The 21,476-nt window shown below is 66.3% G+C and carries 20 protein-coding genes; 7 read left to right on the top strand and 13 right to left on the bottom strand.

Annotation, left to right across the window (positions count from 1 at the left end):
• Nucleotides 1–30: 30 nt before the first annotated feature.
• From ACWW36_RS18670 to ACWW36_RS18660, 3 genes are read right to left on the bottom strand one after another with little or no spacing between them, the layout of a single operon-like run.
• Nucleotides 31–660 carry a vitamin K epoxide reductase family protein gene (locus tag ACWW36_RS18670; RefSeq protein ID WP_456137465.1) on the bottom strand — a complete coding sequence of 210 codons (630 nt, stop codon included), beginning with the start codon at nucleotides 658–660 and terminating at the stop codon, nucleotides 31–33.
• Nucleotides 657–1,481: a DsbA family protein gene (locus tag ACWW36_RS18665; RefSeq protein ID WP_456137464.1), complete on the bottom strand. Its 825-nt coding sequence runs from the start codon at nucleotides 1,479–1,481 to the stop codon at nucleotides 657–659. The genes ACWW36_RS18670 and ACWW36_RS18665 overlap by 4 nt, the downstream gene beginning before the upstream one ends.
• A gap of 35 nt (nucleotides 1,482–1,516) precedes the next feature.
• Nucleotides 1,517–2,653 carry an alpha/beta hydrolase gene (locus tag ACWW36_RS18660; protein ID WP_456137463.1) on the bottom strand — a complete coding sequence of 379 codons (1,137 nt, stop codon included), beginning with the start codon at nucleotides 2,651–2,653 and terminating at the stop codon, nucleotides 1,517–1,519.
• Here ACWW36_RS18660 and ACWW36_RS18655 point away from each other — a divergent pair.
• Nucleotides 2,652–3,503 (top strand): aldo/keto reductase, encoded by an 852-nt coding sequence (locus tag ACWW36_RS18655; RefSeq protein ID WP_456137462.1) that lies wholly within the window; start codon nucleotides 2,652–2,654, stop codon nucleotides 3,501–3,503. The two genes, ACWW36_RS18660 and ACWW36_RS18655, sit on opposite strands and share 2 nt — an antisense overlap.
• Nucleotides 3,504–3,508: 5 nt before the next feature.
• On the top strand, nucleotides 3,509–4,348 hold the full coding sequence (locus ACWW36_RS18650; RefSeq protein WP_456137461.1) for an aldo/keto reductase: 840 nt from the start codon (nucleotides 3,509–3,511) through the stop codon (nucleotides 4,346–4,348).
• Here ACWW36_RS18650 and ACWW36_RS18645 read toward each other — a convergent pair.
• The 3 genes from ACWW36_RS18645 to ACWW36_RS18635 are packed head-to-tail and all read right to left on the bottom strand — an operon-like array spanning nucleotide 4,345 to nucleotide 8,899.
• Nucleotides 4,345–5,055, bottom strand: coding sequence for an HNH endonuclease family protein (locus ACWW36_RS18645; protein WP_456137460.1), 711 nt, complete (start codon nucleotides 5,053–5,055; stop codon nucleotides 4,345–4,347). The genes ACWW36_RS18650 and ACWW36_RS18645 overlap by 4 nt on opposite strands.
• Entirely contained in the window at nucleotides 5,052–7,262 is a 2,211-nt protein-coding gene (gene recG, locus ACWW36_RS18640; RefSeq protein ID WP_456137459.1) for an ATP-dependent DNA helicase RecG, read from the bottom strand. The genes ACWW36_RS18645 and recG overlap by 4 nt, the downstream gene beginning before the upstream one ends.
• Before the next feature lie 2 nt (nucleotides 7,263–7,264).
• Nucleotides 7,265–8,899, bottom strand: coding sequence for a DAK2 domain-containing protein (locus tag ACWW36_RS18635; protein ID WP_456137458.1), 1,635 nt, complete (start codon nucleotides 8,897–8,899; stop codon nucleotides 7,265–7,267).
• Between the two features lie 205 nt (nucleotides 8,900–9,104).
• On the opposite strand from ACWW36_RS18635, the gene rpmB reads away from it, so the two are divergent.
• Entirely contained in the window at nucleotides 9,105–9,299 is a 195-nt protein-coding gene (gene rpmB / locus ACWW36_RS18630) for a 50S ribosomal protein L28 (protein ID WP_456137457.1), read from the top strand.
• A gap of 69 nt (nucleotides 9,300–9,368) precedes the next feature.
• On the opposite strand, the gene ACWW36_RS18625 is transcribed toward rpmB, so the two are convergent.
• The 4 genes from ACWW36_RS18625 to ACWW36_RS18610 all read right to left on the bottom strand — a co-directional run bounded on the left by ACWW36_RS18625 (nucleotide 9,369) and on the right by ACWW36_RS18610 (nucleotide 14,044).
• Nucleotides 9,369–10,895 (bottom strand): PGRS repeat-containing protein, encoded by a 1,527-nt coding sequence (locus tag ACWW36_RS18625; protein WP_456137456.1) that lies wholly within the window; start codon nucleotides 10,893–10,895, stop codon nucleotides 9,369–9,371.
• Between the two features lie 166 nt (nucleotides 10,896–11,061).
• Complete coding sequence (locus ACWW36_RS18620; protein WP_456137455.1) at nucleotides 11,062–11,829, bottom strand: IclR family transcriptional regulator; 768 nt, start codon at nucleotides 11,827–11,829, stop codon at nucleotides 11,062–11,064.
• Between the two features lie 557 nt (nucleotides 11,830–12,386).
• Nucleotides 12,387–13,070 (bottom strand): uracil-DNA glycosylase, encoded by a 684-nt coding sequence (locus ACWW36_RS18615; protein WP_456137454.1) that lies wholly within the window; start codon nucleotides 13,068–13,070, stop codon nucleotides 12,387–12,389.
• A 17-nt stretch (nucleotides 13,071–13,087) separates the two neighbouring features.
• The gene (locus ACWW36_RS18610) at nucleotides 13,088–14,044 is read right to left on the bottom strand and encodes a thiamine-phosphate kinase (RefSeq protein WP_456137453.1); all 957 of its coding nucleotides are present in this window, start codon (nucleotides 14,042–14,044) and stop codon (nucleotides 13,088–13,090) included.
• A 94-nt stretch (nucleotides 14,045–14,138) separates the two neighbouring features.
• Here ACWW36_RS18610 and ACWW36_RS18605 point away from each other — a divergent pair, with 94 nt between their 5' ends.
• On the top strand, nucleotides 14,139–14,381 hold the full coding sequence (locus ACWW36_RS18605) for an Lrp/AsnC ligand binding domain-containing protein (RefSeq protein ID WP_456137452.1): 243 nt from the start codon (nucleotides 14,139–14,141) through the stop codon (nucleotides 14,379–14,381).
• 9 nt (nucleotides 14,382–14,390) lie between these two features.
• Complete coding sequence (locus ACWW36_RS18600; RefSeq protein WP_456137451.1) at nucleotides 14,391–14,924, top strand: DUF3515 domain-containing protein; 534 nt, start codon at nucleotides 14,391–14,393, stop codon at nucleotides 14,922–14,924.
• Nucleotides 14,925–15,054: 130 nt separating this feature from the next.
• On the opposite strand, the gene ACWW36_RS18595 is transcribed toward ACWW36_RS18600, so the two are convergent.
• From ACWW36_RS18595 to ACWW36_RS18585, 3 genes are all read right to left on the bottom strand, one after another.
• Nucleotides 15,055–16,182: a D-alanine--D-alanine ligase family protein gene (locus ACWW36_RS18595; RefSeq protein WP_456137450.1), complete on the bottom strand. Its 1,128-nt coding sequence runs from the start codon at nucleotides 16,180–16,182 to the stop codon at nucleotides 15,055–15,057.
• Nucleotides 16,183–16,243: 61 nt separating this feature from the next.
• A complete protein-coding gene (locus ACWW36_RS18590) occupies nucleotides 16,244–17,347 on the bottom strand; it encodes a cystathionine gamma-lyase (RefSeq protein WP_456137449.1) in 1,104 nt (367 codons plus the stop codon).
• Nucleotides 17,348–17,349: 2 nt separating this feature from the next.
• Entirely contained in the window at nucleotides 17,350–18,327 is a 978-nt protein-coding gene (locus tag ACWW36_RS18585; protein ID WP_456142548.1) for an NAD(P)H-dependent glycerol-3-phosphate dehydrogenase, read from the bottom strand.
• Nucleotides 18,328–18,389: 62 nt separating this feature from the next.
• On the opposite strand from ACWW36_RS18585, the gene cofC reads away from it, so the two are divergent.
• Nucleotides 18,390–19,103, top strand: coding sequence for a 2-phospho-L-lactate guanylyltransferase (cofC, locus tag ACWW36_RS18580; RefSeq protein WP_456137448.1), 714 nt, complete (start codon nucleotides 18,390–18,392; stop codon nucleotides 19,101–19,103).
• 66 nt (nucleotides 19,104–19,169) lie between these two features.
• A complete protein-coding gene (locus ACWW36_RS18575) occupies nucleotides 19,170–21,359 on the top strand; it encodes an RNA degradosome polyphosphate kinase (RefSeq protein WP_456137447.1) in 2,190 nt (729 codons plus the stop codon).
• Nucleotides 21,360–21,476 lie beyond the last annotated feature (117 nt).

Genomic DNA, 21,476 nt, shown 5'->3' with positions numbered 1-21,476 from the left:
CCGCCCCAACGCCCGCCGAATTCTTGGCGTCTAGATGAGCGTGGACCAGTAGTCCCAGAACCGCACGAGGATCAGCAGAATCACGGCCGTGAACCACAGCGCCACCAGCGACCACCGCCACGTGTAGAGCACACGCACGACGGCATTTCCGGCGGCCGGCTGCACCGCGATGGAGGTGACCACGACCAGCAACGGAATCGTCACCGCCCAGACCACCATGCAGTACGGGCACAGCGCGCCGATCCGGTACAGGCTCTGGAAGATCAGCCAATGGATGAAGGCAACGCCCAGCAGCGTGCCCGTGGCCAGGCCGGCCCAGTACCACCGCGGCAGCCGGACATTCGCCACCGCGAGCACTCCCGTCACCACGACGACGCTGAACGCGACGATGCCGATCAGCGGGTTGGGAAATCCGAAGACGGATGCCTGCGGGGTGATCATCACCGAGCCGCACGACAGCACCGGGTTGATGCTGCAGGACGGCACGTAGGCCGGGTTGATCAGGAGCTCGATCTTCTCGATCGTCAGCGTCAGCGCCGCCGCAAGGCCCGCCACCCCGGCGATCAGGATCCATACCGCGCTCGCCCGACGAATCGGCGCACCCGCCGACTCATCCACCGGTTCGGCCGGATGGACGTCGCTGGGCGCGGTCACCGTCATCGCGTCGGAGTCGGTGTCGGCATTGCCGGCGCAGGCGCTGGTGCCGGTTCGGCTACCGGCGGAAGCGCCGCCGGCGTCGGGTTCGGCGCAGGCGGTGCGGCCTGCAGGCCCGGCACGTCGCCGACGATCTCTTTGATCTTGGCGACCAGCGCGTCGGGCGTGCTGTATTGGTAATCCTGGCCGTTGATCTTGATCGTCGGCGTCGCCTGGATCCCCGTCGCTTGCGCGAGGCCCTGGACCATTTTGGTGTAGCGGCCGCTGTTGATGCAGTCGGGCACCTTGCCGGCTACACCGGCCTGACGAGCAACTTCAATCAGCCGTGTGTTGTCCGGGAAGGAACCTCCGGTCTCACTCGGCTGCTGAGCGTAGAGCGCGGCATGGAAGCGCCGGAACGCGTCGATGTTCTCGTCGGCCACGCAGTACGCCGCATTGGCAGCGCGAGACGAATAGCCATCGCCCTGGCGATCCAGGATGGCGACCATGTAGTAGTCGGCGGCCACCACTCCGCTGTCGATGAGCTTGCTCACCGTCGGGCCGAAGTTCTTCTCGAAGTCACCGCAGTGCGGGCAGAGGAAGTCCTCGTACATCGACAGCACGACCTTCGGGTCGGAGCTGCCTTCCTTCTTGATGACGTTGCTCGAGGCGACGTGGATGGACTTGATCTCGCCTGACTGCGGCTTCTTGTTCGACATGATGTAGAACACCAGTCCGACGGCGAAGATGACCACGATCAGCGTCAGCCCGATCCGGATTATCAGATTGCGCTTGCGGTCGGCTGCCTTGAGGTCGTAGCTGGGTTGTCGTTTGGGTTTGGTGGCCACGGCGTTAAGCGTACCGGCGGCGTTTCTACGACTTCTCAGGCGCGGGCGAGGTGTGCCCGCATCGCCGAAATGATCTCTTGCACGGCCGTGGCGCTGCCACCGCCGAGCGGGAACAAGTTGGCGAAGCCGTGGATCAGCGAGCCGTATTCGCGGTGGTCGACCGCGACACCCGCGTCCCGCATGGCCTGCGCGTACTGGTTGCCTTCGTCGCGCAGCGGGTCGAATCCGGCGGTGAGCACCATCGCGGGCGGCAGTTTCGAAAAGTCGTCGGCGAGCAGCGGCGACACCCGTGGATCGGATGCGTCGACGTCGGCGCCGCCGAGGTAGTGGTTCGTGAACCAGTTCATATCGCGTTTGGTGAGGAAGTAGCCGTCTGCGAACAACGTCTGCGACCGCGTGTCATGAAGGTAGTTGGTCACCGGATACAGCAGCAGCTGCAGCACAGGCAGCCGGATCGCCTCGTTGCGGGCGCGCTGGGACACAAGTGCAGCGAGGTTGCCGCCTGCGCTGTCGCCGCCGACCGCGACCCGGTCCGGGTCGGCCCCCAGCTCTCTCGCGTGCTCGAGTGCCCACTGGTAAGCCGCGAACGCGTCTTCTGATCCGGCTGGTGCTTTGTGCTCGGGTGCCAGCCGGTAGTCCACCGACAGCACATGGACACCGCCTTCACGGCAGAACTTTCGGCACACGTCGTCGTGGGTGTCGAGGTCGCCGACGACCTGGCCGCCACCGTGATAGAAGACCAGCATCGGAGCCGCGCTTGCACCGGGCCTGTAGTGGCGTGCCCGGATGGGGCCGGCGGGGCCGGGGATCGATAGATTTGTCACGCGATCGACGGCGATGTCCTGTTTGAAGCTGGCGGACACGATTCGCAGCTGTGATCGCGACGCTGCAACGTCGTCGCTGGAGACCAGCCCGCCGAGTCCAGAGGCGTGCTGGGCGGCGAGCATCAGCTGCAGTGTGGTGTCGAGGGTGTTGCCGTCGACGGTGACGGACCTGCCCAAGAGCAGCGCCCGCTTGAGGACGTCCGGTATCCGCGGCAGCGCCCGCATCGTGATGCCCGCCGCGGCGTTGACGATGGCGTCTTTGCCGCGGCTCTCACCGCGTGGCGCCGGGTCGGCCCCTGGCGCGGGCGGGCCGACCGGTGGTGCCTGGCCTGGCAGACTCTGAGTCATGGCAGCTCCCTTGGTCACGCTTAATGACGGTAATTCGATGCCTCAGGTCGGACTCGGCGTTTGGCAGACGCCGCCGGAAGACACCGAGCGTGCGGTGGCGACCGCGCTGGACGCCGGCTACCGGCACATAGACACGGCCGCAGGGTACTTCAATGAGCGCGAGGTGGGTAAGGCCATCAAGAACGCAGCGGCATCCGGTCTGCCGCGCGGAGACGTATTCGTCACGACCAAGTTGTGGAACGCCGACCAGGGTTACGACAGCACGCTGGCGGCGTTCGACGCGAGCATGGATCGCCTCGGCTTCTCTGGGTCGGACGAATACCTCGACCTGTACCTCATTCATTGGCCGATGCCGGCGAAGAACTTGTTCGTCGAGACGTTCAAGGCGTTTGCGCACCTACGCGATCAGGGACGAATCCGCTCGATCGGCGTCAGCAATTTCGAACCCGAACACTTGCGAATCCTGGTGGACGCCACGGGAATTGTGCCTGCCGTCAACCAAATCGAGTTGCACCCGCTCCTGCAGCAGCAGGAATTGCGGGAAACCCACGCTCAGTTGGGCATCGCCACCGAGGCGTGGAGCCCGCTGGGCCAGGGATCATTGCTGACGAACCCGTCGGTGACCGCCGTCGCGGAGGCACACGGAAAAACCGCTGCACAGGTACTGATTAGGTGGCATATCCAGCTCGGCAATATAGTCATCCCGAAGTCGGTGACCCCCGAGCGAATTGTGAGTAACTTCGACGTGTTCGATTTCGAGCTGAGCGAGAAGGACATGGCGTCCATCTCGGCCCTTGGCGACGGAACGCGACTGGGTCCCGATCCACGAACATTCAATTTCACAGGGTAGGTGACATGACGTCCGCGGCTTCGATTCCCACCGTCACTCTCAACGATGGCCACACGATGCCGGTGATCGGCCTCGGCGTCGGCGAGTTGTCGGACTCCGAGACCGAGCAGGCCGTATCGGCGGCCCTGGAAGCGGGGTACCGACTGATCGACACCGCCGCCGCCTACGGCAATGAGGAAGCGGTCGGCCGGGCGATCGCCTCGGCTGGCGTGCCCCGCGAGGAGTTGTTCGTCACCACCAAGCTGGCCACCCACGACCAGGGCTTCCAAGCGTCACAGGACGCCTGCAAGGCGAGCTTGGAGCGGCTCGGCATGGACTACGTCGACCTCTACCTCATTCATTGGCCGGCCGGTGAGCGCGGCGCGTACGTCGACAGCTGGGGCGGGCTGATGAAAGAAAAGGAGGCGGGGCGTGCCCGGTCGATCGGCGTGGCCAACTTTCATGCCGAGCATCTGGCGAACGTCATCGAACTGTCGTTTTTCACGCCCGCGGTCAATCAGATCGAATTGCATCCGCTGCTCAACCAGGCTGAGCTGCGCGCGGTCAACGCCCAGTACGACGTTGTCACCGAGGCATACGGCCCGCTCGGCGTCGGCAAGCTGCTCGACAACCCGACGATCGCCGCCGTCGCGCAGGCGCACGGCAAGACGCCGGCACAGGCGTTGATCCGCTGGAGCATCCAGCTCGGCAACGTGGTCATCCCGCGGTCGTCGTCGCCGGAGCGGATCAAATCGAACCTCGACGTGTTCGACTTTGAGCTGTCCGCCGAGGAGATGGACACGCTCAACGGCCTGGACGACGGCACCCGCTTCCGGCCGGATCCGGACAACTACGAGGGCACTTAAGCGGTCGGGCAGGTCGCGGCCGCGTCGCGCAGCGCTGTAGCCGACGGCGCGTCGATCGGCAGCGCATAGCCGCGGAGCACCGCGATGAATTGCATCGCGTACTGACATCGGAATGCCGTGTTGGGCGGCATCCACGTCGCCGGTTCCTGATCACCCTTGTCCTGATTGGCCTGACCCGCGACCGCGAGCAGGTTCGCGGGATCGTTGGCGAACCGCAGCCGCAAGTCGTCGGTCCAATATCGGGCGCCAAGATCCCATGCGAGAGCCAACGGCACGATGTGGTCGATCTGCACCGACGCCCCGACCTGGTTGCCGCGGACGAACGCCACCGTCGCGTTCGTGTACGGGTCGTGCAGTGTGCCGGTGGCAACGGCATTGGGACACCGCTTGATTGACACGTAGGTCTTCTCGATCAGGTCGCGGTCGAGAATGTCGTTGCGGGTGTCGCAGCCGTTGTGCCCGCCAGGCGCGGGATTGTCGTCGGTCCACGTCTCACCGAAGGCGTCACGGTGATAGTCGTGGCCCCGGATGCGCACCGGGACTTCGGGGATACCCGCCAGCACGTCGACTCCCGGTGCAACAGTGGGGATATCGGCCTGGGCGACGAACCGCGCCGCTTGATCCCCCGATGAGGCGGTGACCTGAACCGCCACCACCACGGCCAGCACCGCGCCGATGATCAGCCAGAGGAGCCGGTTGCGGTTCACGCCTTGTCCAGGTACTCGACGCGATCTGTGTCGGTGAACTGCGCTGCCAGAACAGCCATTCCGGAATGGGCAGGGTCTTTCTCGTAGAGCGCTTCGCAGAACTGACGGGCGGCCAGGATGATCTCTAGATGCTGCGACAGCGACAGGAACCGGAGCGTGATGGGCCGGCCGGACTGGCTGAGCCCCAATACATCTCCCTCTTTGCGCTCCTCGAGGTCGAGGTCGGCGAGTTTGAAGCCGTCCAGCGTGCCGGCGACGGCCTTGAGCCGCTGCCCCGCCTTGGATCCCTCTGGCAGCTGGGTGGCAAGCAGGCACAGGCTGGGATGCTGGCCGCGGCCGATGCGTCCCCGAAGCTGGTGCAGCTGGCTGATGCCGAACCGGTCGGCGTCGACGACGACCATCACCGTCGCGTTGGGAACATCGACACCGACTTCAATGACTGTCGTGCACACCAGCACATCGATCTGGCTTTCACGGAACGCCGCCATCGCGGCATCCTTCTCGTCGCTGGGTAGCCGGCCGTGCATCAAGCCCAGACGCAGCCCGGAAAGCGGACCGCGACGCAGCTGTTCGAACAGATTCACCACCGTTGTGGGCGGCGGCCCCTGCTCTTTCTTGGCAGGTTTGTCGGTCTCATCGATGCGCGATGCCACGACGTACGCCTGGCGGCCTGCACCGACTTCTTCGACGATGCGCTGCCATGCCCGCTGGAGCCATGCCGGCTTTTCCTTGACGAAGACTGCGTTGGTGGCGATGGGCTGGCGACCGCGGGGCAGTTCGCGCAGCGTCGACGTTTCGAGGTCGCCATAGACGGTCAGTGCGACCGTGCGCGGAATGGGCGTCGCCGTCATCACCAGTAGGTGCGGTGTCAGCCCTTCGGGCGCCTTGGCGCGCAACTGATCTCGTTGCTCCACCCCGAATCGGTGTTGTTCGTCGACGACGACCATGCCGAGTTTGTGGAACTCAACGGCCTCCTGCAACAGCGCGTGTGTGCCGATGACGATGCCCGCTTCTCCTGAGGCGACCTCGTCGCGGACTTCCCGCTTCTGTTGCGCAGACATCGATCCGGTGAGCAGCGCTATGCGCGTCGCCTTTTCGGCTCCTCCGAGCTGACCGGCCATTGCCAGCGGGCCGAGCACGTCGCGAATGGACCGGGCATGTTGGGCGGCAAGAACTTCCGTCGGCGCCAGCAGCGCGCATTGGTATCCGGCATCGACCATCTGCAGCATCGCCAGCACCGACACGATGGTCTTGCCGGAGCCGACCTCACCCTGCAGCATGCGGTTCATCGGGCGGGCGGCGGCGAGTTCGGCCGAGATTACCTCGAGCACTTCCTTTTGGCCGTCGGTCAATTCGAACGGCAACTGATCGCGCATCGCGCGCAAGAGGCCGTCGTTTTCGGGCTGTGCGACCGGTCCGGATTCACTCAGTTCGCTGTACCGCCGACTCACCAATGCCCACTGCAGCCCGATCGCCTCGTCAAACGTCAGCCGGCCGCGGGCGCGGTCACGTTCGACGGCGTTCTCAGCGAGATGAATCGCTCGCAGCGCTTCGTCTTCCGACATCAAATTGTGTTGGCGCAGAAAAGATTCCGGCAGCGGATCATCGATGGGATCGAGCACGTCGAGTACCTGACGCACACACGCGTAGATGTCCCAGCTCTGCACTTTCTTGTTGGCCGGATAGATCGGGAAGAAGTCCCGTTCGAAGACGGACAGCAGCTCATCACCGGTCGCATCCGATGCCGCAGCGATGGTCTTCAGCGATTTGGTGCCGAATTGCCTGCCACTCGGCGACTCGAGCACGAGGAACGCCGGATGGGTCAATTGCATTGTGCCCTTGAAGTATCCGACCTCCCCGGACAGCATCAGGCGGGTATCCGGGACCAGTCCCTTCTTGAGATACTTCGCGTTGAAGAAGGTGGCCGTCACCTTGGGCCGCCGATCACGGAGCGTCACAACAAGGTACTCACGCTTTGGCGGCCTGTTCGTCCACTTGACTTCTGCCTTCGAGATGACATCGACGAATGTGACGTGTTCGCCTTCTTCGACCTCCTCGCCCTCACCGAGCACCGTCATCCCGTCGCTGTACTTGCGCGGGTAGTGGCGCAGCAGATCGTTGACGGTGCGGATACCGAAGTGTTCTTCGAGCGGGCCCGCCGCCTTCTTGCCGATGACGTAATCAAGCCGGTCGGTTAACACGGCCACGGCTACTCGACCCCGATCAACAGCGCGTCGCCGCGATGGTCGGTGTGGTACGTCACCAGCTCGGCGCCCAAGTGCTCGCGATGGACATACTCCTGCAACGCTTCTCCGACGCCGCTGTCGACACCCGCACCCATGAGCACGGTCACCAGCTCACCGCCCGAGGCAAGGAAGAGTTCGATCAGGCCGGCCGCGGCGGCGGTGACGTTCTCGCCGACGATCAGTACCTCGTCGCCCGAGATGCCTAATCCGTCACCGGGTTTACAGGTGCCCGCCCATGTCAGCGCCTCTTCCGTCGCGACTCGCACCGAGCCGTGGCGGGCGGCCGCTGCGGCGCGCGCCATGGTGTAGCCGTCGTCGACGGCCTGCCGGTTTGCATCGTGAACCGCGAGCGCCGCCAGCCCTTGCACCATCGACGCGACGGGTACCGGCACCACGTCGATGCCCCACCCGATCGCAGCGGTACACGCGGCGACGAGTTCTTCTGCTGCGACATACCCGTTGGGCAACACCATGATCTGACCGGCGCCCGCGTTGACCAGTGCGTGCAGTAGTTGCTTGGCACTCACCGGCGCGTCGCCGTCGGGCCGCAGCACGTGAGCGCCCTCGCCGGCGAACAGTTCTTCTGCGCCGTCGCCGTCGACCACTGCGAGCACAGCCCGTTCGCGGCCCCAGCCACCCGCCGGGCGGGACCCCGCCGAACCGGTCAGCGAGGTGATCTGGATACGGCTCGGCGTGCCAACCGCCAAGGCCGCTTCGACGGCGCCCCCGGCGTCGTCGGCGTGCACATGCACCGAGTAGTGGCCTGCTCCGCCGTCAGAGGCGGCGATCGCCACCGATTCACCGAGATGGTCAAGCCGCTCGCGGAGCTTTTCGACACCGTCCGCGTCGCAATCGCTCAGCAGGTACATCACCTCGAACTTCGGCACCGCCGACGTGCTCTGCGAAACCTCTACCTGCGGCGGCGACGGCTGATACTCACCACGGCGCGGCGCCCGGCCGGTGAGCGTTGCACCCATCGCGTCCAGCAGTACCAGCAGGCCCCGGCCTCCGGCGTCCACCACGCCGGCGTCGGCGAGCACGTCGAGCTGATCGGTGGTCTTGTCGAGGGCGACGGCCGCGGCATCGGCCGCCGAGACCACCACGTCGGCGAGTGCGGCACCGTCGGAGGCGGCGTGTTCGGCCGCGCCGGCCGCATCCTGCAGCACCGAGACAATGGTCCCCGGCACGTTCTCGCCCATCGACGTGACGACCAGACCGACGGCATGGCGCAGGGCAGCGCCGAAGATGGCGCCGTCGATGTCGGCCAATGCCCCGTCGCGGTCAGCTGCCGCGGCTGCGGCGACGTCAGCAAGCCCGCGCAAGATCTGCGACAGGATGACGCCGGAGTTGCCCCTGGCTCCGTGCAACGCACCGGTGGCGAGGGCGGCGGCTACCTCCACCACGTCGTCGCTGTCGGATTTCGCGTCGGCGTGCGCCCACGCCGAACGCATGGTGAACAGCATGTTTGTACCGGTGTCGGCGTCGGCGACCGGGAACACATTGAGCCGGTTTATCTCGTCGGTGTGCGAAATGAGATCGCCGACAGCAGCGTGAGCCCAGTCCCGCAAGCCGGAGGCATCGAGCCGCCGAGCCGACATCCCCACCTCCAAGCCTCAAGGCGCCGTGGGCGCCAGCCTATCCAGTGCCCCAGACATCGCTGGTCACAACGTCCGCCCTTGTGGACCCGCATTTTGGCGATCCCCTGCGCGGCCGGTATCCTGGTCAGGTTGTCGGGTCGACCCGTCGCCGGAATGCGGTGAAACGAACCCAGACCCCCAAGTACTGATCCGAGGAGTTCTACATATGGCTGCCGTGTGCGATATCTGCGGGAAGGGCCCCGGCTTCGGCAAGTCGGTGTCACACTCCCATCGCCGGACCAGCCGTCGGTGGAACCCCAACATCCAGACCGTGCGCGCCGTGACCCGTCCCGGCGGAAACAAGAAGCGCATCAACGTCTGCACGTCCTGCATCAAGGCCGGCAAGGTCTCGCGGGGCTGACCGCGTTTATCTGTGCAGTCGCCGGGTAACTACCGGCGACATGACTGCGCGCGGCGTGGACTCCCTGGATTAGCCGTCGGCGCCGGGGCTGCCGTTGGTGCCCGGGGTTTCGCTTCCCGTTGTGCTCGTAGCGGGTCCGCCGAGTCCTCCCGGGCCTCCGGGAGCGCCCTTACCGCCGTGTCCGCCGGTGCCGCCGTCGCCGCCGAAAGCGCTGCCCGAGGTGTCAAAGGCGCCACCGCCATCACCACCTGAGCCGCCCGTCTTGCCGGCGCCACTCGCGCCGCCCGTGCCGCCCTTGCCTGCCACCGCTGCCCCGGATCCGCTGCCCGCTGCGCCGCCATCGCCGCCGCTGCCGCCGCTTCCCTGGGCACCACCAGTGCCGCCCAAGCCGCCGCCGCCGCCGAACGCATTGCCGGTCGTGCTGTTGCCGGAGACGCCATCGCCACCTGCGCCGCCGTTTCCGCTGCCCTGACCACTGCCGCCGTCACCGCCGCTGCCACCCAAACCCTGGCCCGACGTGCTGATCCCTATCCCACCACGGCCTCCCTCACCGCCGTCGCCGGAGATCGTCGCACTGCCTCCCGCGCCGCCGTGGCCGCCAAAAGCGTTGCCGCTCTTACTCAGGCCCTCGCCTCCCGTCCCACCGACGCCTCCGCTTCCAAGCTGCCCGTCGCCACCGTCACCGCCGCTCCCGCCCTGCGCCTCGCCGTTCGTGCTGCCGCCCAGCCCGCCGGAGCCGCCGATACCGCCCACGCCACCCAACGGTCCGGCCTCGCCCCCCTGGCCCCCCGCGCCGCCACGGCCGATACCGTCGACGCTCACACCTTGGCCGCCGTCACCGCCGGCGCCGCCGTTACCGAAGAGCAGGCCACCCGCACCGCCCTCGCCGCCCCTGCGCCCGCTCGCGTCCGCAGTGGTCTCCTGATCATCGCCACCACGGCCACCGGCTCCGCCGTCGCCGATGAGACCCGCATGCCCGCCATTGCCGCCGACCTGACCGGGCGCTCCGTCGCCTCCCTTGCCGCCGTTACCGAAGAAGAAGCCACCGTTGCCGCCGTCCTGACCGGGCCCTCCGTCGGCACCGTTGCCGATGAGAATGCCGCCGTTCTGGCCCGGCAGTACGCCGTCACCGATCAGCAGCCCGCCTGGTCCGAAGAGCCCGAGAAACGCCGTCGATCCCCCGAGGGGCACCAGCGGAGTCAGGTCCGGCGCGAAGGTCGACGGTTTCGCGAACGACGTCGTGACAGGTGTCGAGAGCCCAGCCGGCGCGAAGAACAGGCTCGGATTGGAAACGATTGCACCGCTTCCGCTTCCGCGCGACGGAAGTGCGGCGTCGCCGACGACGGGCGCAGCTGTGTCTGCATCGACCGGTCCGCCCGCAGCGGTTACGCCGAATTGCGACAGCGTCGCCGCGAAGAGTCTGTTCGGGGTGACGGCAGTAGCCAACACCGGATCGCCGATTGTGACGGCACGCGGCTGCGGCGCCGGCGCTGGCATCGGCTCGGTGCGTCCTTGTGAAGCCGCAGCCCCCGCTGCGACGAGCACACCCGTAGCGAGTGCGGCGGTGATCATTGTCCGCTGAGTTGCCATGGCCATGGTTGTGCCCCTTTCTCCCGCGAGCATGCAGGCGTGCATGGAGCTACCTTCGAACTTCTTGCAGCTGCTGATCCGCGCACGCCAGGCTCTGAATGGGCAAACACTACGGGGCACCTGGTGTCAGCGTCTTTCCCTCGTTTCAGTGAATGAAACGGCGGTCGGACCGCTATCGGCGCAGCGGCCCGCGGTCTGCGGCAATGGCGTCGAACGCGCGAAGCAACGCGCGCAGCAACTCACGGGAATTCGCCCGACCGACGTCCAGCGTGACGCCGATGACGGCGAGTTTGTCGGTGTCGCTGGGCAGCACCGCCGCAGCGCAACTCCAGCCAGGGGTGCTCTGTTCGGATTCCATGTCGTAACCGTCCCGGCGCACCCGATGCAGGGTGGCTGACAATTCGTTGAGGTGACGCATGGAGTTGGGTGTCGCAGGCGCCATCCCGCGGCGGGCGACGCGTTCGAACAGGTCGGGCCGATACGCCAACGCCAGATGACCCCCGGCGGTGTTCATCAACATCGCCTGAGTGCCTGGCTCAGGCCAGATGGGCCGCGCCTTGGTCGCAAATCCTTTGTCGCACACCATCACAACGGGTTGCACCTTGTCCAACTCGTGTCCGGCCGTCAACCACGCGACACCACCGTAAGCGGCGTGCAACTCTTCGAGAACGGGTATATAGCGCTCGAAATCCCTTTGCAATGACGCGGTTTCACCAAGACGGCTCAGCGCCGGCCCGAGCGCATACCCGCGACCGGAGCGCTTGAGCAGTTCGCGCGCCACAAGCTGGTTAGCGATGCGATGAGCAGTCGGCTTGGGAATTCGCGTGACGCTTGCCAATTCGGCCAGCGCGATAGGCGGGCCGTGTGCAGCGACTGCCTCGATGAGCGCCAGGGCACGGCCGACCATGGTGTGGTCGTCGATAACAACCTCACCTGCCACGTCGGTCCAATCCCCCGCTGAGGCGACGCATCGATTCGGTAGTTGAATCGTGCAAAACTCATTCTGACAGAAAGCCTGTGGAGTTCGCTCAGTTTGATGTCAGCAACAGTTGAGGATCTGATTTCTGTGAAAATGCTTGGAACTCACTGAAAGCCAGCGAATTGACGCGCACTTTCAACTCGTGTCGGAGTCGATGCTAATCATTTTGCGGTCGGACGTATTACAGTCGTGGGCCGCCGACAATCCGTCAGTACCCCATATGGGGAGGTGACGGGGCGTTGGTCGTGGTGGATGTCGTCGGCGTCGTCGTCATTGTCGAGTCCGAGAATGACGGCCCACCCTCGCTCGGCACGGTATAGACCACGATTCCCGCGGCAACAACAGCGAGCAAGCTTGCTACTAATAAATGGCGCATGTGGATCAGGCCCCTTCCGGTGCGCAATCGCGCACCCACCTTGAGTACGGTGCGCAACGCCGGTACGTTCACACGCCCAGCGGCGACTCTGGGGCGGCTTCTAACTGCCTACCTGCGGTAGGCCCAGCTCGATTCGGGAAGGCTAGGGCAGGCGCCAGTCGATCGGGTCGGCGCCCATCTTCTCCAACAGTTCATTGGCACGGCTGAACGGCCGCGAACCGAAGAAGCCGCGAGACGCCGACAGCGGCGAGGGATGCGGCGATTCGATCGCTACGCAGTCGCCTCCCTCCAGCCACGGCTTCAGCGTCGAGGCGTCGCGGCCCCACAACACCGCGACCAACGGCTGCTCACGGGCCACCAACGCGCGGATCGCGCATTCTGTTACCGCTTCCCAGCCCTTGCCCCGATGAGACGCCGGATTGCCGGGCCGCACGGTGAGCACCCTGTTGAGCAGCATCACGCCCTTTTCGGCCCACGGCGTGAGGTCGCCGGTCGTTGGCGGCGGAAAATCCAGGTCCTTGCAGTACTCGGTGAAGATGTTGTCCAGGCTGCGGGGCAACGGCCGCACGTCGGGAGCCACCGAGAAGCTCAGGCCCACGGCATGCCCCGGTGTCGGGTATGGGTCCTGGCCGACGATCAGTACGCGGACCCGTTCAAATGGAAAGGTGAAGGCGCGCAAAACATTCGGACCGGCAGGCAGGTATCGGTGACCCGCCGCGAGCTCTGTCCGCAGAAACTCGCCCAGCTGGGCGACTTGAGGCTCGACAGGCTGCAACGCGCGAGCCCACCCGTCTTCGACGAGTTCGTGTAAGGGGCGTGCTGTCACGAACCATCAACCTATCGTTAGAAGGACTGCCAACCTGGATCCCCCCGCCACGTGTCGCCGTCGACAAGGACTCGCGGCGGCCCTTCGATTACGCGACCGATCATGCGCCAACCGTCGGGCGGCGAGCCGGGGAACGCCGCGACCAGCGCATGGTCTTCACCACCGCCGAGCACCCACGCCCAGGGATCCACTCCTGCGGCGGCTGCCGCGCCGGCAAGGGCGTCGCGATCAGGGGCCAGGCCGGCCGTGGACAGATCCACACCCACGCCGGACGCCTCGGCGATGTGGCCGAGGTCCGCGAGCAACCCATCGGACACATCTGTCATCGCGCTCGCACCGCCGTCGGCCGCCACCCGGCCTTGCCCGTACGGCGGCTCGGGGACGAGGTGCCGACGACGCAAATCGTCGAAGTCGCTAATACCCTTGTCCCACAACGTATATCCGGCAGCCGAGCGGCCTAGATCCCCGATGACCGCGACGGTGTCGCCGGCTCTGGCGCCGCTGCGGCGCACCGGTTCACGGCCGTCCAATTCGCCGAGCACGGTCACCGAAATCACCCACTGCGGCGCGCTGACCAGATCGCCGCCCACGATCCCGGCACCGAGCAGGCGCGCCTCGTGCCACATGCCGTCGGCCAGCTCGAGCGCTTGCGCCGTCGGCGTGTCGCCCGGCGCGCCGAACGCGACGACGAATGCCGTCGCCCGCGCTCCCATCGCCTCGATATCGGCGGCGTTCTGCGCGATGGCCTTGCGGCCGACATCGTGTGGCGTCGACCAGTCAAGGCGAAAGTGATGGTCGGCGACCAGCATGTCCGTCGACACCACAGTCTTGCCGTCACCGGTTCGAACCACGGCGGCGTCGTCGCCGGGGCCAAGCGCCACGGTCGCCGGCTGGTCGCGGCCGGCCACCAGCCGGTCGATGACGGCGAACTCACCCAGTCCCGCCAGCGTGTCGGCGGGCTCGTCGGTTGCCATGCCGCCCCTTTCGTGGCCTGAACGCCGCCGGGACCTGCGGTACGTTTGGTCCCTGCGGCGTGGAGTCTATGCAGCCAGATGGAGGGGATTACGGGTGGTCGAGGCTTTCATGCTGATCCAGACGGAGGTGGGCCGCGCCGAGGTCGTCGCCAAACAGCTCGCCGCCCTGCCCGGCGTGTTGTCGTCGGAGTATGTGACCGGCCCGTACGACGTGGTCGTCCGCATCGGCGCAGACAACCTTGACGCGCTGCAGGCCGACGTCGTCCCGAGCGTGCAGCAGGTCACCGGCATCACCCGCACCCTGACCTGCCCGATCGCCAATGGGGTGCGGCCTTAGAGTTTGGGCGTGGATGCCGAGACTCGCGACGGGCCGCCGCGGGCACTGCTCATCGCTGCTCTGCTAGTTGCCGCAGGGGCGATCATCGGGATCCTCGTTGTCGCCGCGCTGCGGCAGTCCAAGCCCGACCAGCAGCCGGTCGCCATCGCGTCGGTGCCCGCCCCCAAAGCGGAGAGTGCCGAATGCCGCGCTCTGCTGGGTGCACTGCCGGATCGGCTCGGTGATTACCGACGCGCCCCGGCTGCCGACCCGGCACCGGCAGGGGCCGCCGCCTGGAAAGCCGACGGTGAGCCCGTCGTTCTGCGTTGCGGCCTGGACCGGCCCGCCGAATTCGTCGTCGGATCCCCGCTGCAAGTCGTCGATGCCGTGCAGTGGTTCGAGCTTGCGGATCAGGGCCGCAGCACCTGGTTCGCCGTCGACCGGCCGGTGTACGTCGCGCTGACGCTACCCGAGGGATCCGGACCCACGCCGATTCAGGAGATCTCTGACGTCATCGCAAAGTCATTGCCGGCCAAGCCGATTGACCCCGCACCGGCGCGCTAATCGTGAGTGATTCTTGCCCGCCTGGGAGCGACAACTCAGCGACAAGCATCGCGGTGGGCGGGTTTGTCGCTCCAGAGTCGCTGCGAGGCGGGCACTTTGGACAGTCAGCCCGAAACGCGGCGCCCAGGCCCTAGCGCAGGCCGGTACCGCGATTGAGTGCAGTCTCGACCATGGTGGACAACAACGTCGAGTAGTCCACGCCGCTGGCCGCCCACATCCGGGGATACATCGAGATGGTGGTGAATCCCGGCATGGTGTTGATCTCGTTGACAACCGGTCCGTTCTCGGTCAGGAAGAAGTCGACGCGCGCTAGGCCCTGGCAGTCGATGGCCCGAAACGCGCGGATCGCCAGCTGGCGCACCGCATCTGCGGTGTCGTCGTCGATCTTCGCGGGCACGTCGAGCTCCGCGGCGTCTTCGAGGTACTTGGTCTGGAAGTCGTAGAACGCGTCTTCTTCGTGGCCCCGCACCCCTGCCACGCGGATCTCGCCGACGGTGCTCGCCTCGACCCGACCGTCGGGGAATTCCAATACGCCGCATTCCAATTCACGTCCGAGCACCGCCGCTTCGACGATGACCTTGGGGTCGTGTCGGCGCGCCAGCTCGATCGCGGCGGGCAGTTGATCCCACGCCGTCACGCGGCTGACGCCGATCGACGACCCGCCGCGTGCGGGCTTGACGAACACCGGAAGCCCGAGCCGCTCGCGATCCTCGAGTTCCACCGTCTCATCGCGGGGCCGCAGCACGACGTGGTCGCCGATCGGCAGGCCCGCCGCGACGAGCAGCTTCTTGGTGAACTCCTTGTCCATGCCTGCGGCGCTGGCCAGCACGCCCGCGCCGACGTAAGGCACTCCTGCCATTTCGAGGAGTCCCTGAATGGTGCCGTCCTCGCCGTACGGTCCGTGCAACACCGGGAACACCACGTCGACAGCGGCCAGCACCTCACCCGCCGGGTCGCCGAGCGACAGCAGCTCGCCGCCGCGATGCGGGTCGGCGGGCAAGGCCAGCTCGGTGCCGGATGCACCACTGACTTCCGGCAATCGGCCGTCGGTGATGGCCAAGGTGTCTGGCTGGGCATCGGTCAACACCCACGACCCGCCGGGGGTGATGCCGACGGCAACGACCTCGAAGCGCTCCGGATCCAGATTGCGCAAAATGCTTCCTGCGGAAACACACGAAATCGCGTGCTCGGAGCTGCGTCCGCCGTACACGACGGCGACGCGGACGCGACCGGCGGAGCCGGCCTGGCGGTCAGTCACAACCTAGAGAGGCTACCGCTCTGACGGAAAGCCGCACGACGCACGGCGGCGACCTGGCGTTTTAGTCCAGGGCCTGCTCGATATCGGCAATCAGGTCGTCCGTGTCCTCGATACCCAGTGAGATACGGGCGAACCCGTCGCTTACCGGATCGCCCCACCGGGCACGCCGGTCGACGGAGGTGTGGATGCCCCCAAAGCTGGTCGACGCGATGAGCAGGGCGCTGCGCTCGACGAGTGCGTGCACCGCGGCGGCGTCGTTCAGTTCCACCGCGACCAGTCCGCCGAACCGCTTCATCTGCAATGTGGCGACGGGATGTGACGGGTCGTCGGGCAGCCCCGGGTAGCGCACCGACCGCACCGCGGGATGGGCGCGCAGCATCACGGCCACCGACTGCGCGTTGTGGCACTGCCGCTCGAATCGCAGACCGGCACTGCCCAGACTGCGCAGCACCAGCCATGCCTCGAAAGCACCCAGGACGGGCCCGGCGAGTAGGCGATCCCGCTCCACCGCCGCCATCAATTCCTCGTGACTGCCCGCGACGTATCCGGCGACCAGATCGCTGTGGCCGGACAGCGCCTTGGTGGCGCTGGCCACCACCAGGTCGGCACCAAGGGACAACGGCTGCTGGCCAAGCGGCGTCGCGGTGGTGTTGTCCACCACGAGGGCGGCGCCGCGGCCGCGACAGGTCATCGCCAGTCGGTGCAGGTCGACCACGTCGAGCCCGGGATTGGTGGGAGTTTCGGCGAGCACCACATCGGCGTCGGAGGAAGCGGCGCAGATGTCGGCAGTGGTCGCCTCGACGACTGTGACTCCTTGCGGGGCAAGGTATTCCGCGGCATATCGGCGGACTTGGTAGTAACCGTCAGCGGGCACGACGAGCTTCGTGCCGGGTTTGGCGAGCACCCGCAGCACCGACGTGATCGCGGCCATACCCGATCCGAACGTCAACGCCTTTGCCGCGCCTTCGAGTTCGGCCAGCGCCGATTCCAACTGCCGCCACGTCGGATTCGAGCTGCGGCCGTAGCTGTCCAGTGGTTCCGATTCGTCGGGTGAGAGATGATACGTCGAAGCCGGCACGGGTGGCGGCGACACGGGTCGACCCGGAATGGCCTCCGAGCCAGCAGCTTTAACGCTGCGCGTGGAATCGCCGTACCGGCCGTCCATTCCTACTCCGATTTCGTGCTGCGCCCGAGTAGCAGTGCGACGGCCTCGTCGACCGACAAACCCTTGTGGCAGACCCGGTGTACGGCATCGGTGAGCGGCATTTCGACGTCGTAGCTTGACGCCAGCGCCAGCACTGACTCGCATGAGGACACACCTTCGGCGATGTGGCCACCCGCTGCGCGCAATGCCGAATCCATCGTGCCACCCCTGCCGAGCCGTTCGCCGAACGACCGGTTCCTCGAGTGCGGTGATGTGCACGTGGCCACCAGATCACCGACACCCGCCAGCCCCGACAGCGTTGCGGGCTTGGCGCCCAGCGCAATTCCGAGTCGCATGATCTCGGCCAGGCCGCGGGTGATGATCGCCGCAGCGGTGTTCTCCCCCAGTCCAACTCCCGCCGCCATGCCGCAGGCCAACGCGATCACGTTCTTGCATGCACCGCCGACTTCGGCGCCGATCACGTCGGCGTTGGTGTAGGGACGGAAGTAACCACACGCCAGTGCGCGCTGCAAGGTCACCGCCCGGCCGGAGTCGGTGCATGCGACGACGGTGGCTGCGGGCTGTTCCTCGACGATCTCACTCGCCAGGTTCGGTCCGGTGACGACCGCCACCCGCGACGGGTCGGCCCCGGTCACTTGGACGATCACCTGGCTCATTCGCAGCAGCGTCTCCAGCTCGATGCCCTTGGCCAGGCTCACCAGCGTCGCATCGTCACCGATCAGACCCGTCCACCGCTCGAGGTTGGCGCGCATCGTCTGCGACGGCACGGCGAGCAGAACAGTGCAGGCGCCATCGAGCGCCTCGCCCGCATCGCTGGTCGCCCGGATCGACTTGGGCAACTCCGCATCGAGGTATTGGCTGTTGCGATGTGTGTCGTTGATCTCGTCGGCCAGCTCCGGGCGGCGGGCCCACAGCGTCACGTTGTTGCCCACGTCTGCCAGGACCTTGGCCAGTGCCGTCCCCCACGCACCGGCCCCCATGACCGCCGCCTCCACCACGGCTTCACCTTAGCCCTGCGGCGAGAGCTGGCAGGATGGCGCTTATGAGCGGCACGAAGACCACCGGAGCCGCGAAGTCGGCGACATCGGGCTCAGCGGCCGCGCAGTCGGCGACATCGGGCTCAGCAGCCGCCGATGTGGGGCTGGTGATCGCCGTGAAACGGCTCGCCGCGGCCAAGACGAGGCTGGCGCCGGTCTTCTCGGCCGCCACCCGCGAAAGTGTGGTGCTGGCCATGCTGATCGACACCATCACCGCCGCGACGGCCGTTCCCGCATTGCATGCAGTCACGGTGGTCACGCCCGACGACGTCGCGGCCGACGCCGCCCGCCAGCTGGGTGCCCGCGTGCTGGTCGACCCGACGCCCGATGGCCATCGCAACCCGCTCAACAACGCCATCGCTGCAGCGGAAGCGGCAATACGCGAGGAGACACCGAATATCGTTGCGCTGCAGGGTGATCTACCTGCACTGCAACCGCGGGAGCTGTCGGAGGCGATCGGTGCCGCCCGCGGATACCAACGTAGCTTCGTCGGTGATCGGCATGGCACCGGAACATCGGCCCTGTTTGCGTTCGGCGTCGCACTCGACCCGCATTTCGGCCCTGATTCGGCCCAGCGCCATCGCCACTCCGGCGCGATCGAATTGACCGGCGCGTGGCCGGGGCTGCGCTGTGACATCGACACCCCCGATGACTTGCTGGTGGCGCGGCGGCTCGGCGTCGGCGCCGCGACTTCGCAGGCCATCGGCCATTCGAGATGAACAGATGACGTCGGGTTACCCGGTCTTGGTAGCAGGACAGCCGGTATATGAGGAATCATCAGAGAGGTGACCGAAGCCGAAGCTCAAATCCGACCAGACGAAAAAGAGTCGGACGTAACAGCCGTTCGGCCGCCGACACCCGACTCCACCGACTCGGCGCCCGAGGCGCCGCCCGCTGCGACGTCACCCGCCGTCGACAACGCCCTGCCAGAAGATCGCTACCTCAACCGCGAGCTGAGCTGGCTCGACTTCAATGCGCGCGTGCTCGCGCTGGCCGCCGATACCTCCCTGCCGCTGCTGGAACGCGCCAAGTTCTTGGCCATCTTCGCGTCGAATCTCGACGAGTTCTATATGGTGCGCGTCGCCGGGCTCAAGCGCCGTGACGAAATGGGACTGTCGGTGCGTTCGGCCGATGGCCTGTCACCACGCGAGCAGTTGCGCCGGATCAACGAGCGCACGCAACAGGTCGCCAGCCGGCATGCACACGTGTTCCTCGATTCGGTGCGTCCGGCGCTGGCCGACGAAGGCATCATCATCGTCACGTGGGGCGAACTGGACGACGCCGAACGCTCGCGGCTGTCGACCTATTTCCACGAGCAGGTGTTCCCGGTGTTGACGCCCCTTGCCGTCGACCCCGCACATCCGTTCCCGTTCGTGAGCGGGTTGAGCCTGAACCTGGCGATCACCGTCAAGCATCCCGACGACGGCGGCCAGCATTTCGCCCGAATCAAGGTGCCCGACAACGTCGACCGCTTCGTCGAACTCGCACGCCGCGAGAGCAGTTCGGACGTCGTGCGGTTCCTGCCGATGGAGGAGCTGATCGCGGCGTTCTTGCCGGTGCTGTTCCCCGGCCTGGAAATCGTCGAGCATCACGCGTTCCGGATCACCCGCAACGCCGACTTCGAGGTCGAAGAGGACCGCGACGAAGATCTGCTGCAGGCGCTCGAACGGGAATTGGCGCGGCGACGCTTCGGGTCCCCGGTGCGGCTGGAAGTCTCCGACGACATGACCGACAGCATGCTCGAGTTGCTGTTGCGTGAACTCGACGTCGCCCCCGGCGATGTCATCGAAGTGCCAGGGCTGCTCGATCTCTCATCGTTGTGGCAGATCTACGGCGTCGACCGCCCGGCCCTGAAGGATCCGCCGTTCGTGCCCGCGACGCCGCCTGCGTTCGGCGAACGGGAAACACCTAAGAGCATCTTCTCCACGCTGCGCGACGGCGATGTCCTCGTCCACCATCCCTACGATTCGTTCTCCACGACCGTGCAACGGTTCATCGAGCAGGCCGCCGCCGATCCCAACGTGCTGGCGATCAAGCAGACGCTCTACCGCACGTCCGGTGACTCGCCGATCGTCAATGCACTCATCGATGCTGCCGAGGCCGGCAAGCAGGTCGTCGCGCTCGTGGAGATCAAGGCACGCTTCGACGAACAGGCCAACATCAAATGGGCTCGTGCGTTGGAGCAGGCCGGCGTTCACGTGGTCTACGGCCTGATCGGGCTCAAGACGCACTGCAAGACGTGTTTGGTGGTACGCCGCGAGGGCTCGATGATCCGGCGCTACTGCCACATCGGCACCGGCAACTACAACCCGAAAACCGCGCGCCTCTATGAGGATGTCGGTCTGCTGACGGCCGCCCCCGACATCGGGGCCGACCTCACCGACCTGTTCAACTCGCTGACGGGCTACTCCCGCAAGGAGTCCTACCGGAACCTCCTCGTGGCGCCGTACGGCGTGCGCAGGGGCATCATCGAGCGCATCGAGCGCGAGATCGACGCGACCCGTGACGGCGGCGAAGGCCGGATCCGCCTGAAGGCGAACGCATTGGTCGACGAGCAGGTGATCGACGCGCTGTACCGGGCTTCACAAGCCGGGGTTCGCGTCGAGGTGGTGGTGCGCGGCATCTGCGCACTCAAGCCCGGCGCTTCCGGTTTCTCCGAGAACATCGTGGTGCGTTCGATTCTCGGCCGGTTCCTCGAGCACTCGCGAATTATTCATTTCAACGCCATCGACGAGTTCTGGATCGGCAGTGCCGACATGATGCATCGTAATCTCGACCGACGGGTCGAAGTCATGGCACAAGTGAAGGATCAGAGGCTGACCGCGCAACTGAACGACGTTTTCGAGTCGGCGATGGATCCCGCGACCCGCTGCTGGGAATTGGGCGCCGACGGTCACTGGACGGCGTTGCCGCACGCCGATCAGACCGTGCGCGATCATCAAGTGTCATTGATGGAACGCCACCGCCATCCGTGACGATGACGATGACGATGCGGGGTGACGAACGAGCCCCGAGGAGGAACGTCACCATAGACACGACGATGTCCATGCGCGGTGTGGCCCGTCGATGGGCCCCGACCACCTGCGGGAGTT

The sequence above is a fragment of the Mycobacterium sp. MMS18-G62 genome (assembly GCF_053877835.1).
The sequence above is the reverse complement of the archived record's forward strand: the minus strand, read 5'-3'. Positions and strand labels throughout refer to the sequence as shown.